Genomic DNA, 15752 nt, shown 5'->3' with positions numbered 1-15752 from the left:
GGGCAGCACATCAGCGCGCCGGTGAGGTTCGAAAAGCGGGGTCTGGTAGTGCCGGCCGCGGGCCGGCAACCCGACCTTCGCTGATTGCCGGCCAGCGGCCGGCACTACCATGCCGCTCTTGCTCCCTTTCACGCATTTCACCCCCCCGCCCCTTGACCTCAACCAATGTTGAGGTGCGATAACGATCTCCCCACGGCCAGCCCTCTGGCCTTCCCCACGGAGATTGCTTCGATGTCGTACTCGCTTCCCCCGCTCCCCTACGCCTATGACGCCCTCGAGCCGCACTTCGATGCGCGCACGATGGAGATCCACCACAGCAAGCACCACCAGACCTACGTCAACAACCTCAATGCCGCCATCGAGCAGGCCGGCATCGCCGAGCAACCGGTCGAGGCGCTGATCGCCAACCTCGATGCCGTGCCCGAGGCGCAGCGTGGCGCGGTGCGCAACAACGGCGGTGGCCACGCCAACCACAGCCTGTTCTGGACCGTGCTCTGCCCCAACGGTGGTGCACCCGATGATGAACTGGCCGCCGCCATCGACCGTGACCTTGGCGGCTTCGATGCCTTCAAGGATGCGTTCAGCAAGGCCGCGCAGACCCGCTTCGGCAGTGGCTGGGCCTGGCTGACCATCGATCGCGATGGTCGTCTGCAGGTGGAAAGCAGCGCCAACCAGGACAGCCCGCTGATGGGCGCAACGGTCGGCTTGTCCGGCAATACCCCGATCCTGGCGCTTGACGTCTGGGAACACGCCTACTACCTGCACTACCAGAACCGCCGCCCGGACTACATCGGCGCCTTCTTCAACATCATCAACTGGGCCGAGGTCGGCCGGCGCTACCGCCAGGCCCGGGCCTCATGAGCGGCGAGACACTGCCGTACGCCGGGCCGTGGGCAGGGGTGTTCCCCGCCCCGGCCCCGGTGCCATCGGTCGAGATGCCGCCGCGTGCCCTGCGGCGGCTGCTCGGCCATTTCCCGACCGGCGTGGCCATCGTCTGCGCGCGCGATGCACAGGGCAAGCCGGTCGGCCTGACCATCAACTCGTTCGTACCGGTCTCACTGCAGCCCCCCTTGGTGCTGTGGAACCTGGCGCTGCACGCACAGAGCCTGTCCACCTTCCAGCGCGCCACGCGCTTTGCGCTCAGCGTGCTGGCGGCCGACCAGGAAGCACTGGCCCGGCGCTTCGCCGATCCGCAGGTGCGCAACCGCTTCGACGGCCTGGCATTGCTGGATGACGACGAGGACGCCCCGCCGCGCATCGCCGGTGCGGTCGCCCATCTCACCTGTACCCGCCACGCGCAGTGGCCGGTAGGCGATCACCTGCTGCTGGCCGGCCGCATCATCGAAGTGCACGAGAACGGCGGCGCGCCGCTGCTGTTCCATCGCGGCCGCTTCCAGCCCGGCCCGGCCGAACTGCTGGTGGAGGTGCGCGGATGAACATCGAAGCTCTGGAATGCATGCTTGCCGCAGGCAAGGACGGCGCGCTGCTGCGCTTCGGCCTGGGCAAGGGCTGGCTGGATGCCGGCAACCCGGTACGCGCGGCAACCCACCTGGGCCGCTGCGTGGTGCTTGATCCGCAGTACTCGGCAGCCTGGAAGCTGCTGGGCAAAGCCTGGCTGGCCAGTGGCCAGCCACAGGCGGCGCGTGAGGCATGGCAGCGCGGCTTGAGCGTGGCCGGCAGCAAGGGCGACCAGCAGGCATGCAAGGAAATGCAGGTGTTCCTGCGACGCCTCGACCGCGAGCAGGCCGCCCCGGCGAAGGCGGGCTGAGTCGATCAGCCCGCGTTGGCCGATGCCGGTGCGGACATGATGTCCGGCATCGGCAGGCGGCGCGGCTTGCTCGGGAATGCGTGGCGCAGGATGCGCCAGACCACCTGGCCGAACTGGCGCGGCAGCGAGCCGTTGTTGTAGTGCTGGCCGTAGCGGCGGCAGATGTCCTTCACTTCCGTGGCGATGGCCGCATAGCGGTTGGCCGGCAGATCCGGGTAGAAATGGTGCTCGATCTGGTGGCTGAGGTTGCCCGACAGCACGTTGATCAGGAAGCCACCGCTGATGTTGGACGAACCGCGCAGCTGGCGCAGGTACCAGTGGCCGCGCGACTCATTGCGCAGGCACTCCTTGGGGAAGGTTTCCGATTCGGCGGTGAAGTGCCCGCAGAAGATGATCACGTAGGTCCAGATGTTGCGCAGGCCGTTGGCGACCAGGTTGCCCAGCATCACGGTGAGGAAGAACGGACCCGCCAGCAGCGGGAAGAACACGTAGTCCTTCAGCACCTGGCGCAGCATCTTGCGCGCCACCGGGCGGGTCTGCAGCCACATCGCACGGGCACTCATGCGGCCCTTCAGCCAGCGGCCAAGGCGAAGGTCCTGCGCGGCCACACCCCACTGGAACAGCAGTGCGAAGATCGGCGCGATGATCGGCTGCAGCAGGTAGAACGGCTTCCAGCGCTGTTCCGGGAAGATGCGCAGCAGGCCGTAGCCGATGTCATCGTCCATGCCACGCACATTGGTGTAGGTGTGGTGGCGGAAATTGTGGGTCTTGCGCCAGTTGTCGGCGGTGGCAACGATGTCCCACTCGTAGGTGTTGCCATTGAGCTTGGGATCACCGGTCCAGTCGAACTGGCCGTGCATCACGTTGTGGCCCAGCTCCATGTTCTCCAGGATCTTCGACAGCGCCAGCAGCAGCGTGCCGGTGATCGCGGCCGGCCACAGCAGCGGCATCCAGAACAGCGGCGAAAACGCCGCCAGGAACAGCAGGCCACGGCCACCCACGCCGAACCAGCGCACGGCGGCGGCCACGCGGCGGATGTAGCGGGTATCGGAGGCGCCGAGGCTGCCGATCACACGGTCGCGGATCGCGTCGAGTTCCTCGCCGAAGGCATGCATCTCGGCAGTACTCAGGGCACGGTCGGTGGCGCGGGTCATGGCAGGCGTCCTCAGAGATCCAGGGTCAGGTCGGTGGTCGGTGCGCTCACGCAGATCCGTACCGGCTGTGCCGACTCGGACTGCAGGTCGCCGGTGCGCAGGTGGCGGGTGGCGCCACTGACGCGGTCACAGCTGCAGGTGTTGCAGATGCCCATGCGGCAGCCATGCTTGGGCTTGATGCCATGGGCTTCGAGGCTTTCCAGCAACGAGCGGCCGCGCGGCACGCTCAGCTGGCGGCCACTGCGGGCAAGGGTCAGCGACACTTCGCCTTCGCTGCTGGCATCACGCAACGGCGCCGGCGGAGTGAATGCTTCCGCCTGGAAACCCGCGACCTGGTGCGCCAGGCGTTCGCGCGCAGCGGCAACGAATCCATCCGGGCCACAGGCCAGCACGTGGCGCTGCGCCAACGGGGTGTCATCGCCGGCCACCTGCAGATCGTGGGTATCGATGCGTGCGGCAGGCACATCGCCTTCGCGGGTGGTCAGCAGGTGCACACGCAGGTTCGGCTGGCGCGCGGCCAGTGCCTGCAGCTCATCGCGGAACTGCAGCTGGGCGGCACTGCGCTCCCAGTAGAACAGGTCCACCGGCGCGGCCAGCGGGCGCTGGCAGGCTTCGCGCAGCAGGCTGCGCATCGGCGTGATGCCACTACCGGCCGCCAGCAGCAATACCGGAGCCGCGGCCGGCAGCTGGAATTCTCCGAACGCAGCCTCCAGGCGGAACAGCTCGCCCGGCTGCGCATGGTTGACCAGATGCTGGCTGACTCGGCCGCCCTCGACCGCCTTGACGGTGATCGCCAGTTCGCGCGGTCCCAGCGCAGTGGGGCTGTAGCTGCGCTGCCACAGGCGTCCTTCAATCTCCACGCCCAGGGTGACGTGCTGGCCCGCGCGCATGCCGGCCCAGTGCTGGTTGGTGCGCAGGACCAGGGTCGCCGCGCCCTCGCCGGCCGGCTCGCGCCGGACCAGGCGGGCCACCGGTTCACGCAGGGTCCACAGGGGATTGATCTGGCCCGCCCAGAAATCGAACAGCGACGGCGAGACCCAGCGGTACGGAGAGAACAGGGATGGACGGACGACAGCGCTCATAGGCGCACTATACGGGCGCACATACACCTGTGTATACATGTGTATATTGAACCGGATTGGGTATGATTCAGCCTCGCCCCACCGGAACCGCCATGGCCGCCGCCACCGTCTTGTCGACGCCTGAAGATGCCAACAGCCCGGCCCGCCGTACGGTGAGCCGCGAGGATCTGCTGGCCGCCGCCCTGAAACTGATCGGGCCGCACCGCAGCCTGTCCACGCTCAGCCTGCGCGAAGTGGCACGCGAGGCCGGCATCGCGCCGAACAGCTTCTACCGGCAGTTCCGCGACATGGACGAACTGGCCGTAGCGCTGATCGACGCGGCCGGCCGCTCGCTGCGCACCATCATCGGCGAGGCCCGCCAACGCGCCACCTCCACCGCCACCAGCGTGGTGCGGGTCTCGGTGGAGACCTTCATGGAGCAGCTGCGCGCCGACGACAAGCTGCTGCACGTACTGCTGCGCGAAGGCGCGGTCGGCTCGGACGACTTCAAGCACGCGGTCGAACGCGAGCTGCATTATTTCGAGGAAGAGCTGCAGCACGACCTGGTGCGCCTGGCCGCACTGGATGGCGCCGTACTGCATGCCCCCGAACTGGTGGCCAAGGCCATCACCCGGCTGGTGTTCGCGATGGGTGCCACCGCCATGGACCTGCCGCCGGAGAAGGATCCGGAACTGGTCGATCAGATCTCCACGATGATCCGCATGATCATCGTCGGCGCACGTACCCCTGCCGCCTTCCGCCGCGGCTGACGATCCGCTCCCGGGGCGGATCCCTTTCCAAAGGAAAGGGCTCTGGCCCCGTCCCCACTGCCCCCACGACTATTCCATCCTCCGCCTATGACCACCGGCAGGGTGGTCGTTACCAGATGTGATGTTATAACACTTGCATGATCTGACTCGGCCGGCGCTCCGCCCGAAATTGCTGCGGCTTCGTTATATAGCACTTGCTATATTCATAAGTCATTGCTTTCATATGCGTCAGCCAGGTCGCCCTCGCCGCCTTTCTTCCTACAAGGACGACGCCCTCATGCACTCTATCCCCCACCGCTTCCGACGGTTGCCGCTGGCCGCCGCCATTGTCCTGACCCTGCCGCTGCCTGCAGTGGCCGACACTCCGAAACCGACCGAACTGGACCGTGTGCAGGTCAAGGTCAGCACCGCCACGCGCAGCGAACGCCTGCTGTCGGACGTGCCGATCCGCACCGAAGTGCTGCGCAAGGAAGACATCGCGCTGCGCGCGGCCACCGACTTCTCGCGCGCCGCCGAGTTGATCAACGGCCTGCGCGTGGAAAGCAACTGCCAGAACTGCAACACCAGCGAAGTACAGCTGCTGGGCCTGCCCGGCGCCTACAACCAGCTCCTCTTCGATGGCATTCCACTGCTGTCCACGCTGGGCAGCGTGTACGGTCTGGAGCAGATCCCGGCCGGGTTCGTCGACCGCATCGAAGTGGTCAAGGGCGGCGGCTCGGCGCTGTACGGACCGGGCGCGGTTGCCGGTGTGATCAACCTGATTCCGCCGCTGCCGGCGCGCAGCGGTGGCCATGTGCAGGCCGGCGTGGATGTGCTGAAGGGTACGCCGCAGAAGAACGCCGATGTTCGACTGGACCTGGTTGCCAAGGACGCAGACGCCGGGCTTTCGGTGATTGCCCAGCGCAACTGGAACAGCGGCATCGACTACAACGGTGACGGCTACACCGAGATCACCCGCAAGAACCTCAAGGTCGGCGGGCTGCAGGCCTGGTACGCGCCCACGGCGGGCACGCGGCTGCGCCTGGACCTGCAGGTGACCGATGAAACCCGCCGCGGCGGCAATCGCCTGGATCAGCCCGAATACCTGGCCAACATCGCCGAATCGCTGGATACGAAATACCGGCGCGGCAGCGTGTCGTGGGACCAGGAGATCACCGCCGACGTCGATTTCCGCCTGGCCTATGCCTTCGCCGACATCGACCGCGACAGTTTCTATGGCGGCCTGGGCGATGTGGTCACCGATCCCTCGGCGCCCGGCTATGACCCGTTGCAGCTGGACCGCAACGTGGCCGGCAGCGCGGCCTCGCGTTCGTGGCGCCAGTACGGCCGCACCCACAACCCGCTGCACTACATCGACAGCCAGTTGAACTGGCGCCGCGGCGCGCATGCGCTGGCCTTCGGTGTGCAGTACAAGCACGAGGCGCTGCGCGACGACAACCGCACCGGTGACGGGCAACGTCTCGCGCTGCTGGAGGATGCGACCTTCCACAACCTGGGCGCCTTCATCCAGGACGAGTGGAGCCTGCGCGACAACGTCGACCTGGTGCTGGGCGCACGCGTGGACAAGAGCTCGGAGCTGGACAACGCGGTGTTCTCGCCGCGCATCGCGCTGGCCTGGCAGGCTACTCCGAACCTGAAATGGCGCGCCGGCATCGCCACCGGCTTCCCTGCGCCGGAGATCTTCGTCGAGGATGTGCACGTCGATACGCTGGGCGGCGAACAGGTGCGAGTGCGCAACACGGACGGTCTGAAAGAAGAGCGCGCGTTGACCACCCTGTTCGGTTTTGACTGGCGCTCGGACCCGGCCAATCCGGTGTGGAGTTGGGATGCCACCGCCTCCTATGCACGCATCCGCGACACCTTCGCGCTGGGCGAGATCCAGCGCGGCGATGACGGACAACTGAGCCAGCTGCGCTACAACGCCTCCGGCTCCAACGTATTGGGTGCGGAAACCAACCTCGGCTGGCAACCGTCGCCGCAATGGCGCCTGACCGCCGGTGCCTCGTGGTACCGCTCGCGCTTCCGCGAACCGCAGCGCATCTTCGACGACACTGGCGACGGTGGCGATACCATCATCGAAAGCCGCGACTACCTGAAGACACCGCGCTGGACCGGCCTGGCGCAGCTCAGCTGGATGCCTGCCGAACCGTGGGAAACCTTCGTCGCGCTGCGCCATACCGGGCCGATGTCGGTGCTGAACAACCGGCTGGGCGAGCTGCACCGCACACGTTCTTTCCTGGTCACCGATCTTGGTGCGCGCTGGCACCGCCATCTGGGCACGCAGGCGCAGCAGGAAGTGTCGGTAGCCGCTGGCGTCAAGAACGTGTTCGATCAGCGCCAGAAGGATCTGGAAGTGGGCGCGCTGCGTGACAGCGACTATGTCTACGGGCCGCGCTTCGCGCGCTCGTGGTACGTCAACCTGCGCTATGCGTTCTGAAGCTCTGCGAGCGTTGTTGCTGGCCTGTGCCATGCTGCTGGCCGCACCGGCGATGGCTGGGGACCTGCACGCGCAGGTTTCGGCCTCGCTGATGCGGCCGGAGCAGCGATCGCTACGGCCGATGCAGTGGTCGTCGCCGCCGAAACTGGTGGCGCTGTACTTCGGCGCCGACTGGTGTGCACCGTGCCATGCCTTCGTACCCACGCTGCGCAGCGTGCGTGATGCCCTGCGCCAAGCCGGCGCCGATACCGAAGTGGTGTACGTCAGTCAGGATGAGAGCGAGAGCGCGCTTCGCCGCTACATGCACGCGCAGGACATGCCGTGGCCGGTACTGGACCCGCGCCGCGCCGCCCGCATGCCGGCACTGCAGGCATTGGCCGGATTGGCACCACCGAACCTGGTGCTGATCGATACGGATGGGAAGGTGCTGGCCAACGGATGGCAGGGCCGGCGCTATGAAGGCCTGCAGCCGGTGTTGAAGGAATGGACGAAACGCGCGTGCGCGCAGCAGCAGGCGCGCTGCCCGCCTGACCTGTAGCGTCGAGCCATGCTCGACGCATTCCATCACCGTGCAAACGGCAGCCGAGCATGGCTCGGCTCTACAAAAACCGGGATCGCGCGAACGGCCGCCGGGCATGGCCCGGCGCTACCGTTACGGCGCCTCGCCCTCGGCCTTGCGCACGAACGCCTCGAACAGAGCCAGTGTCTGTTCGCTGACATGGTGCTCGATGCCCTCCGCATCGCGCCGCGCGGTATCCGCGTCCACGCCGAGCGCCAGCAGGAATCGCTCCACGGTCTGGTGGCGCTGGCGGCTCGCATGGGCCAGCGCCTCGCCTTCCGGGGTCAGGAACACGCCGCGGTACGGCCGCTGCACCACCCAGCCATCGCGGGCCAGGCGCCGCAGCATCTTCGCCACCGTGGGCTGGGCCACACCCAGGCGGGTGGCGATGTCGACCTGGCGAGCCTCGCCGCCGTCGGCCAGCAGGTCCGAAATCAGTTCGACATAGTCCTCCACCAGCTCCATACGGTGCGCCTCGCGCACTTGCCGGAAGCTCTCGACCTGGCGCTCGGCCTCGATCAAGGGGGTGCTTTTCAGCGATGTCGAATCGTCGGTCTTGCCCACGCCTGCGCCTGTCCTTCCGGTGTAATCCGGTGTTGAACCTGAATTCTGGACCAGTAACGCGATAAAGACGATTGTTTCACATTGCTAATGACTATAGCAGGAGCTATATTCGGACCCATGAACACCCTGGCGCCCCGCGATCCTTCGGCCTCCACTCCGGCCAGCCTGGGTGCGCTCAACGCCTCGGTGGCGGTACCCGACAAGGGTCACTGGTGGTTCCGCCTGCTGGCCTTCCTCGGCCCGGGCTACATGATCTCGGTCGGCTACATGGACCCGGGCAACTGGGCCACCGACCTCGCCGGTGGTTCGCGCTTCGGCTACCTGCTGCTGTCGGTCATCCTCATTTCCAACCTGATGGCGGTGATCCTGCAGGCGCTGTCGGCACGGCTCGGCATCGCCACCGGCATGGACCTCGCGCAGGCCTGCCGCGCCCGCTACCCGAAGCCGGTGAACCTGGCACTTTGGGCGCTGTGCGAGGCGGCGATCATCGCCTGCGACCTGGCCGAGGTGATTGGCACCGCGATCGCGCTGAAGCTGCTGTTCGACCTGCCACTGCTCTGGGGCGCGGTGATCACTGCGCTGGATACGCTGCTGGTTCTGCTGCTGATGAATCGCGGCTTCCGTGCACTGGAAGCCTTCGTGATCGCGCTGCTGATGGTGATCTTCGCCTGCTTCGTGGTGCAGATCGCGATGGCTGCCCCGCCAGTGATGGCGGTGCTGGGCGGATTCATTCCGCGCGCACAGGTGGTGACCGATCCGAACGCGCTGTACATTGCGATCGGCATCATCGGTGCCACGGTGATGCCGCACAACCTGTACCTGCATTCGTCGATCGTGCAGACCCGCGCCTACCCGCGCACGGATGAAGGCCGCCGCAGCGCGCTGCGCTGGGCGGTCACCGACAGCACCCTTGCGTTGACGCTCGCATTGTTCATCAACGCCAGCATCCTGATCCTGGCGGCGGCCGTGTTCCATGCCAATGGCCGATTCGACGTGGAAGACATCGAGCAGGCCCACCAGCTGCTGGCGCCAATGCTCGGCGTGGGCGCGGCGGCGACCCTGTTCGCGGTGGCGCTGCTGGCGTCGGGCCTGAATTCGACAGTCACTGCGACGCTGGCCGGCCAGATCGTGATGGAAGGCTTCCTGCACCTGCGAATGCCGCCGTGGCTGCGACGGCTGATCACACGTGCGCTGGCGATCATTCCGGTGGTGGTGGTGATCCTGCTGTTCGGCGACCAGGGCGCAGTGAAGCTGCTGGTACTGAGCCAGGTGGTGCTGTCGATGCAGCTGCCATTCGCGATCATCCCGCTGGTACGGATCGTGACCGACAAGGTGACGATGGGCGCGCTGGTCGCACCGCGCTGGCTCGGCGCAATCGCCTGGGTGATCGCGCTGGTGATCGTGGTGCTGAATGTGAAGCTGCTGGTGGATACCTTCAGCGGAGCCTGACGCCAAACCACGGACCCTGCCCCGGTAGATCCACGCCATGCGTGGATGCCCTTGTAGAGTCGAGCCATGCTCGACTCATCGCTCACCGCGCGAACGGCAGCCGAGCATGGGCTCGGCTCTACAGATGCAACGCGATCGCGGCCTCGATCTGCTGCGGCGACTGGAACCCGGCCAGGCGCGTGCGTTCGTCGCCGTCACGGAACAGAGACAGCGTCGGCGTCTGCCGCAGCCCCAGCTCCCTGAAGAACGCCTCACCCAGCACTTCCAACTGCACGCGCAGCAGGGTCGTGCCCTGCCCCGCTACGCTGTTGGCCACCCGATGCAGCGACATCTCCAGCATCCGGCATCCCGGGCATTGGTCCTTGTGGAAATCCACCAGCACCCGCGGGTGCTCGGCCAGCAGCTGCTGGAACTGCTCAGGCGTGGTGGCGTCGATGATCTGCATCGCTGTTTCTCCAGTAGTGGGCCAGGACCGCATCGGTCCAGGCGTCGATGGCTTCGGCATGACGCTCGCCATGCGGCATCTGTTCGATCTCCAGCGGCGGATAGTCGCTGCGGAAATAGCGGATCAGCCGGTGCACGGCGCCGCAGTAGTACGCCTGCCCCCACTGCGTTTCGCCGGTACCGAACACCGCCAGCTGGCGTGGCTGCTGACCGCGCTCGGCAATGCCGGCCACCCACGCCTTCATCTCCGCTGGCGTGCGCCCGGCATTGTCGGTCCAGCAGCCCAGCAGCACCAGGTCGGCCTCATCGGCCGCCAGCGGCGGTGCCTGGCGCAGGTCGTCGGCCTCCTGCCAGTACACCGCATGACCGGCAACGCGGCAGCGTTCGGCAATCTGCCGGCCGAGTTCGCGGGTGTTGCCGCTCAAGGAGGCGACCACCATCAGGATGCTCAGCACGGCGCCAGGCTCAGAGATCGTCGAAGCCGTTGTCGACGTTGGTCTTCTTGTAACTTGCATTGCGCATCTCGAAGAAGTCGGTCTTGGTCTCGGTGAAGTTGTCGGCGTAGGCCTTGATCCACGGCATCACGTTGTCGGTGGTGTCGCTGTACAGGCGCTCGATGCCGAGCATGCCGGCCATCTTGTTGGCGCGGTACTTCACGTAGCGCACCATCTCGTCCACGTCGATGCCATCGATGCCATCCAGAACCTCCGACGACCACTGCGTCTCAAGCTCGATGGCATGTTCGAATGACTGGTGTACATAGGCGGTCAACTCATTGGTCTGCAGCTCGGGGTTTTCACCGATGATGGCGCGGATCAGCTCGCTGATGAACTTGGTATGCGCCAGCTCGTCGCGATTGATGAAGCTGATGATCTTGCCGGTGCCGTTCATGCGGTTCTGCCGCACCATGTTGTAGAAGTAGGCGAAACCGGAATAGAAGTTGATGCCTTCCAGGATCGAGGACTGGATCAGCGACTTGAGCAGGGTCTCGGCGGTCTTCTCGCGCATGAAGTCGTCATACGCGCCCATGATCGGGGCATTGCGCTTGATGATGGTCGGGTGGGTACGGGCGATCTCGAAGATCCGGTTCTGGTTCGGCAGGTCGGTGATCGAGGCCAGTACGTAGCTGTAGCTCTCGTTATGGATCACTTCCTGCTGGCCGATGATCGCCGCGTTGGCATGCGCGGCCGGATCAGTGATGTACTCGGCCACGTTGTAGATGAAGCGCGTCTGCGGTGAATCCAGCGTGGCCAGCAGGCCGATGATCGAGTCGTAAGCGTTCTTCTCGCGCCCGGACAGCTCTCCGTACTGGCGCGCATCCAGCTTCATGTCCACTTCGTCGGGAATCCAGAAGTTGGTCGACAGCTCCTTGTAGGCCCGATAGAACGACGGGTACGGGATATCGTTCCAGTTGAGGATGCCGCTGGTCTGGCCGTTGATGATGCCGGTGCTGCGGTTGGGATGGCGTGGTTCGAGGATCTTGATGCGATCGAGGGGGGTTGCCATGGTCGTCTGCCTTCGTGTTACGTGCGTTGCGGATGTAGAGCCGAGCCCGCGCTCGGCTGCTCTTCGCGTCTGAGCCGAGCGCGGGCTCGGCTCTACAGCGGTCGCGGCGGTCAGCTTGAACACCACTCGCATTCGCTGATGTCGATGTCGTTGGAGCGCACGTAGTAGGTGGTCTTCAGCCCTTCGCGCCAGGCCGTCAGATGCAGCTCCAGCAGCGTGCTGGCGCGGATGGTGCTGGGCACGTACAGGTTGAAACTGATCGACTGGTCGACATGGCGCTGGCGGCGCGCGTTCTGGCGCACGCTGGCGAACTGATCGACCTTGTAGGCGCCCTTCTCGTAGTACGGCCAGGTCTCCAGCGACAGACCCGGCGCCGCCACCGGCCGCCGGAAGTCCTTCTTTTCCTCGTAGTAGAACGCGCTGTAGATCGGGTCGATGGAGGCCGTGGAGCCTGCAATCTGCGCGGTGCTCATGTTCGGCGCAACTGCAAGCAGCCAACCGTTGCGCAGGCCATGCGTGGCGACTTCGCGGGCCAGGCTGTCCCAGGCCGCGCCGCTGTAGCCCCGGTCACGGAAGTAGCGTCCGTTGTGCCAATCGCTGCCGGCGAACATGGGGTAGCTGCCCTTCTCCCGCGCCAGTTGCGCGCTGGCCTGGATGGTCAGGAAGTTGATGCGTTCGTAGAGACGGTCGGCCAATGCTTCGGCATCCGGAGATTCCCACTGGATCGCCTGCTGCGCCAGCAGGTGGTGCCAACCGAACGTGCCCAGGCCGATGGCACGGTACTTGTGGTTGGTGATCGTGGCCTGCGGCACCGGCAACGCGTTGAGGTCGATCACGTTGTCGAGCATGCGCACCTGGATCGGGATCAGGCGCTCCAGCACATCGGTGGCCAGCAGGTCATCAGGTGCACTGATCGCCCGGCCGAGGTTGATCGAGGACAGGTTGCAGACCACGAAGTCACCGGCACGGCGCGTGGTGACGATCTGGTCGCCGCTGACGATCTCCTGGATCATCCGCGTCGGGCTCATGTTCTGCAGGATCTCGGTGCACAGGTTGCTGGAATAGATCATGCCCGCGTGCTTGTTCGGGTTCCTGCGATTGACCTCGTCGCGGTAGAACAGGAACGGGTTGCCGGTCTCCAGCTGGCTGAGCATGATCCGCTTGAACAGATCGATGGCCTTCACCGTTCGGCGGCTGATGCGCTCATCGGCCACCAGCTCGGCATAGCGGTCGCGGAAGCTGCCCGAACCGCGCTTCTCATCGTAGAAGTCCTGCAGGTACCAGCCCTTGGCCTGCTTCACCTCGTGCGGGTCGAACAGGTACCAGTCGGCGCGGCGTTCGACCGCTTCCATGAACAGGTCGGGCACGCACACCGAGGTGAACACATCGTGCGCGCGCAGGCGCTGGTCACCGTTGTTGAGGCGCAGGTCCATGAAGGCTTCGATGTCGCGGTGCCAGATGTCCAGGTATACCGCCACTGCGCCCTTGCGCTGGCCAAGCTGATCAACCGACACCGCCGTGTTGTTGAGCTGCTTGATCCACGGCACCACGCCACCGGAGGAATTGGCCACGCCGCGGATCGGCGCGCCGCTGCTGCGCACGTAGCCCAGGTAGGCGCCAACACCGCCGCCGTGCTTGGACACGCGCGCGATATCGGTGTTGGAGTCATAGATGCCCTGCAGGCTGTCGTCCACCGTGTCGATGAAGCAGCTGGACAGCTGGCCGCCCACCTTGCCGGCGTTGGCCAGGGTCGGCGTAGCCACCGTCATGTACAGGTTGGACAGCGCCCAGTACGCCTCGCCGACCAGCTGCATGCGGCGTTCGCGCGGCTTTTCCTCCTGCATCAGGTACAGCGCAATGGTCAGCCAGCGCTCCTGCGGCAGCTCATAGACCTCGCGGCTGCGGTCGCTGGCCAGATAGCGCGTGGCCAGCAGGTACAGGCCGTTGTAGGCGAACAGGCGGTCGCGTTCCGGATCGATCATCTCACCGGCCTGCTGCAGCTCTTCCTTGGAATAGCAGCGCAGGATGTCGTTGCTGTAGATGCCACGATCGGCGAGGCTTTCCTGCAGGCCCACATAGGAGCCGTACTTCAGGCTGACATCGTAGAAGCGGTTGCGGCTGGCACGCTTGTACAGGCGACGCAGGTAGATGCGCGCGGCGAACTGTTCCCACTCGGGCGCGACCAGGTCCACCCGCGATTCGGCCTCGCGGATCAGCAGATCGACCAGGTCATCGGCGCTGATGCTGGGCTTGCGCTCGACCATTGCCTGCACCACGCGGCGATAGTCGCTCACGTCCAGCTGCGGGAACTCGGCATCCACGGCGTCGATGCTGCGCTGCAGGCGCTCGGCCTCGAACGGCAGGCGGCGGTTGCCGGCCTCCTTGGTGATCCAGGTCGGCACGCGCTCGCCACCGGCGCGCAAGGCGTCGCCAGCGCCGGCCAGATCGGCCGCGCGGAAGGTACTGTCGGTCATGGTGGTGAAACTCCAGGCTCGCACGCGCTTTGGCGGTCGATGCCATGGCGGCCCTGAACGCGATACCGGCGCACGGGGCAAACGGGTGGATTGCCAGGGTGCGGGAACGGAGGTCGTCGGCATCTGCCTGCGCCTGCGGCCGGTATCCGGGCCGTGGGGGCGACCTGCGTCCGCACGGTGGCGGCCGCGTCGACACGGCAAGCCTTCAGGGGCGGGCCGTGGGACGTTTGCTGCATGTCCGGCGGCGGCGGCTGACCGGGAGTGACGGCCACAACATAGTGGGGATGACGCGCACCGTCAACACAAGATGCGGTAATCACGACATGCTGCGACGATCAGTCGCAGGATGCCGTGTTGCAGCGGCGACGCCTTGTCGACATGCCCTGCGTCCCCAGTTCGGTACAACATCCACTTTCCCCGGAACACCGCCCATGCGCGCTGCCCAGTACTCCTCCTTCGGCAACCCGGCCGACGTCCTCGCCATTGCCGATGCCCCCCTGCCCGAGCCCGGCCCCGGCGAGGTGCGCATCCGCACCGTGCTGGCCTCGATCCACAACCACGACCTGCTGACCGTGCGTGGCCTCTACGGGTACAAGCCGACATTGCCGGCGATCGGTGGCAGTGAAGCACTGGGCGTGGTCGATGCACTCGGCGATGGCGTGGATGGCCTGCAGATCGGCCAGCGGGTTGCCGCCGCCTCGGTGCACGGTACCTGGGCCGAAGCGTTCATTGCACCGGCACGCATGGTGATTCCGATGCCGGAGGCGATCCCGGACGAGATGGCCGCACAGCTGATCGCCATGCCGCTGAGCGCGCTGATGCTGCTGGAGTTCCTGCACGTCGAAGCAGGCCAGTGGATCGTGCAGAACACCGCCAACGGCGCGGTCGGCAAGTCGCTGGCGATGTTGGCAAAGGCGCGTGGCGTGCATGTGGCCAACCTGGTGCGCAACGCCGCTGCCGTGGCGCAGTTGCAGGCGCTGGGCATCGATCATGTGTTCGACACCTCGGTGGACGGCTGGAAGGATCGCGTGCGTGAAGCGACCGGCGAAGCACAGGCCGCGGCCGCGGTGGATTCCATCGGCGGCGACGCCAGTGGCGATCTGGTCGACCTGCTCGGCCACCACGGCACGCTGGTGTCGTTCGGTGTGATGAGTGGCGAGCCGATGCACATTCCTGCCGGCGGCCTGATCTACAAGGAGGCCACGGTGAAGGGCTTCTGGGGCAGCAAGGTCAGCCAGGCGATGGCGGTGGAGGACAAGCGCCGGCTGGTGAGCGAACTGCTGAAGCGTGCTGCTGGCGGCGAGCTGACGCTGCCGGTGGAGCAGATCTTCGCGCTGGACGATATCGCCCAGGCGGCGAAGGCCGGTGCGGGTTCGGGTCGTAACGGCAAGGTGCTGCTGCGGCCGTGATCGTCTGACATTGCCTTCTGTAGAGCCGAGCCATGCTCGGCTGCTTTCCGGCCAGTGTGTGCAGCCGAGCGTAGGCTCGGCTCTACAGGGGCGTGCGGACCAACGGTCCGCGCCCACCGAGCCGGTTCGTTAAGAACCTGTGATGTATAACTGAATG

General features: G+C 66.0%; 15 protein-coding genes. 8 read left to right on the top strand and 7 right to left on the bottom strand.

The window, feature by feature from the left end:
• Window positions 1-231 precede the first annotated feature (231 nt).
• Genes AB839_RS14210 through AB839_RS14200 form a run of 3 tightly spaced genes read left to right on the top strand, consistent with a single transcriptional unit; the run spans window position 232 to window position 1768 of the window.
• On the top strand, window positions 232-861 hold the full coding sequence (locus AB839_RS14210; RefSeq protein ID WP_061479862.1) for a superoxide dismutase: 630 nt from the start codon (window positions 232-234) through the stop codon (window positions 859-861).
• Window positions 858-1436, top strand: a complete 579-nt coding sequence (locus AB839_RS14205) for a flavin reductase family protein (protein ID WP_061479861.1) — start codon at window positions 858-860, stop codon at window positions 1434-1436. The genes AB839_RS14210 and AB839_RS14205 overlap by 4 nt, the downstream gene beginning before the upstream one ends.
• Entirely contained in the window at window positions 1433-1768 is a 336-nt protein-coding gene (locus AB839_RS14200) for a tetratricopeptide repeat protein (protein WP_061479860.1), read from the top strand. Before AB839_RS14205 ends, AB839_RS14200 begins: the two co-directional genes overlap by 4 nt.
• Before the next feature lie 5 nt (window positions 1769-1773).
• Here AB839_RS14200 and AB839_RS14195 read toward each other — a convergent pair whose 3' ends face one another.
• Complete coding sequence (locus AB839_RS14195; protein WP_061479859.1) at window positions 1774-2922, bottom strand: acyl-CoA desaturase; 1149 nt, start codon at window positions 2920-2922, stop codon at window positions 1774-1776.
• Between the two features lie 11 nt (window positions 2923-2933).
• Complete coding sequence (locus tag AB839_RS14190; protein WP_061479858.1) at window positions 2934-4004, bottom strand: ferredoxin reductase; 1071 nt, start codon at window positions 4002-4004, stop codon at window positions 2934-2936.
• A gap of 92 nt (window positions 4005-4096) precedes the next feature.
• On the opposite strand from AB839_RS14190, the gene fabR reads away from it, so the two are divergent.
• From fabR to AB839_RS14175, 3 genes are all read left to right on the top strand, one after another.
• On the top strand, window positions 4097-4753 hold the full coding sequence (gene fabR / locus AB839_RS14185) for an HTH-type transcriptional repressor FabR (RefSeq protein ID WP_061479857.1): 657 nt from the start codon (window positions 4097-4099) through the stop codon (window positions 4751-4753).
• A 277-nt stretch (window positions 4754-5030) separates the two neighbouring features.
• Window positions 5031-7190, top strand: a complete 2160-nt coding sequence (locus tag AB839_RS14180) for a TonB-dependent receptor (RefSeq protein WP_061479856.1) — start codon at window positions 5031-5033, stop codon at window positions 7188-7190.
• Window positions 7180-7728, top strand: a complete 549-nt coding sequence (locus AB839_RS14175) for a thioredoxin-like domain-containing protein (RefSeq protein WP_061479855.1) — start codon at window positions 7180-7182, stop codon at window positions 7726-7728. Before AB839_RS14180 ends, AB839_RS14175 begins: the two co-directional genes overlap by 11 nt.
• 114 nt (window positions 7729-7842) lie before the next feature.
• Here the strand turns inward: AB839_RS14175 and mntR are convergent, their stop codons facing one another.
• Window positions 7843-8313, bottom strand: coding sequence for a manganese-binding transcriptional regulator MntR (mntR, locus tag AB839_RS14170; protein WP_014647435.1), 471 nt, complete (start codon window positions 8311-8313; stop codon window positions 7843-7845).
• Window positions 8314-8430: 117 nt separating this feature from the next.
• Between mntR and AB839_RS14165 the strand changes: the two genes are divergently transcribed.
• The gene (locus AB839_RS14165) at window positions 8431-9762 is read left to right on the top strand and encodes an Nramp family divalent metal transporter (protein WP_061479854.1); all 1332 of its coding nucleotides are present in this window, start codon (window positions 8431-8433) and stop codon (window positions 9760-9762) included.
• Between the two features lie 118 nt (window positions 9763-9880).
• On the opposite strand, the gene AB839_RS14160 is transcribed toward AB839_RS14165, so the two are convergent.
• The 4 genes from AB839_RS14160 to AB839_RS14145 form a co-directional block, all read right to left on the bottom strand.
• Window positions 9881-10207 carry a thioredoxin family protein gene (locus AB839_RS14160; RefSeq protein WP_005409967.1) on the bottom strand — a complete coding sequence of 109 codons (327 nt, stop codon included), beginning with the start codon at window positions 10205-10207 and terminating at the stop codon, window positions 9881-9883.
• Complete coding sequence (locus AB839_RS14155; protein WP_082783352.1) at window positions 10179-10646, bottom strand: flavodoxin; 468 nt, start codon at window positions 10644-10646, stop codon at window positions 10179-10181. Before AB839_RS14155 ends, AB839_RS14160 begins: the two co-directional genes overlap by 29 nt.
• Before the next feature lie 25 nt (window positions 10647-10671).
• On the bottom strand, window positions 10672-11712 hold the full coding sequence (locus AB839_RS14150; protein ID WP_061479853.1) for a ribonucleotide-diphosphate reductase subunit beta: 1041 nt from the start codon (window positions 11710-11712) through the stop codon (window positions 10672-10674).
• Between the two features lie 110 nt (window positions 11713-11822).
• Window positions 11823-14186: a ribonucleoside-diphosphate reductase subunit alpha gene (locus AB839_RS14145; protein ID WP_061479852.1), complete on the bottom strand. Its 2364-nt coding sequence runs from the start codon at window positions 14184-14186 to the stop codon at window positions 11823-11825.
• A 431-nt stretch (window positions 14187-14617) separates the two neighbouring features.
• Here AB839_RS14145 and AB839_RS14140 point away from each other — a divergent pair, with 431 nt between their 5' ends.
• Entirely contained in the window at window positions 14618-15595 is a 978-nt protein-coding gene (locus tag AB839_RS14140) for a zinc-binding dehydrogenase (protein WP_061479851.1), read from the top strand.
• Window positions 15596-15752: the final 157 nt, after the last annotated feature.

The organism is Stenotrophomonas sp. DDT-1, assembly GCF_001580555.1.
Classification (GTDB): Bacteria; Pseudomonadota; Gammaproteobacteria; order Xanthomonadales; family Xanthomonadaceae; genus Stenotrophomonas; species Stenotrophomonas sepilia.
The sequence above is the reverse complement of the archived record's forward strand: the minus strand, read 5'-3'. Positions and strand labels throughout refer to the sequence as shown.

What these genes read in the sequence shown, in the direction of transcription:
- AB839_RS14210 (WP_061479862.1), top strand. Translation starts at nt 232, where the DNA reads ATGTCGTACTCGCTTCCCCCGCTCCCCTACGCCTATGACGCCCTCGAG.
- AB839_RS14205 (WP_061479861.1), top strand. Translation starts at nt 858, where the DNA reads ATGAGCGGCGAGACACTGCCGTACGCCGGGCCGTGGGCAGGGGTGTTC.
- AB839_RS14200 (WP_061479860.1), top strand. Translation starts at nt 1,433, where the DNA reads ATGAACATCGAAGCTCTGGAATGCATGCTTGCCGCAGGCAAGGACGGC.
- AB839_RS14195 (WP_061479859.1), bottom strand. Translation starts at nt 2,922, where the DNA reads ATGACCCGCGCCACCGACCGTGCCCTGAGTACTGCCGAGATGCATGCC.
- AB839_RS14190 (WP_061479858.1), bottom strand. Translation starts at nt 4,004, where the DNA reads ATGAGCGCTGTCGTCCGTCCATCCCTGTTCTCTCCGTACCGCTGGGTC.
- fabR (WP_061479857.1), top strand. Translation starts at nt 4,097, where the DNA reads ATGGCCGCCGCCACCGTCTTGTCGACGCCTGAAGATGCCAACAGCCCG.
- AB839_RS14180 (WP_061479856.1), top strand. Translation starts at nt 5,031, where the DNA reads ATGCACTCTATCCCCCACCGCTTCCGACGGTTGCCGCTGGCCGCCGCC.
- AB839_RS14175 (WP_061479855.1), top strand. Translation starts at nt 7,180, where the DNA reads ATGCGTTCTGAAGCTCTGCGAGCGTTGTTGCTGGCCTGTGCCATGCTG.
- AB839_RS14165 (WP_061479854.1), top strand. Translation starts at nt 8,431, where the DNA reads ATGAACACCCTGGCGCCCCGCGATCCTTCGGCCTCCACTCCGGCCAGC.
- AB839_RS14160 (WP_005409967.1), bottom strand. Translation starts at nt 10,207, where the DNA reads ATGCAGATCATCGACGCCACCACGCCTGAGCAGTTCCAGCAGCTGCTG.
- AB839_RS14155 (WP_082783352.1), bottom strand. Translation starts at nt 10,646, where the DNA reads ATGGTGGTCGCCTCCTTGAGCGGCAACACCCGCGAACTCGGCCGGCAG.
- AB839_RS14150 (WP_061479853.1), bottom strand. Translation starts at nt 11,712, where the DNA reads ATGGCAACCCCCCTCGATCGCATCAAGATCCTCGAACCACGCCATCCC.
- AB839_RS14145 (WP_061479852.1), bottom strand. Translation starts at nt 14,186, where the DNA reads ATGACCGACAGTACCTTCCGCGCGGCCGATCTGGCCGGCGCTGGCGAC.
- AB839_RS14140 (WP_061479851.1), top strand. Translation starts at nt 14,618, where the DNA reads ATGCGCGCTGCCCAGTACTCCTCCTTCGGCAACCCGGCCGACGTCCTC.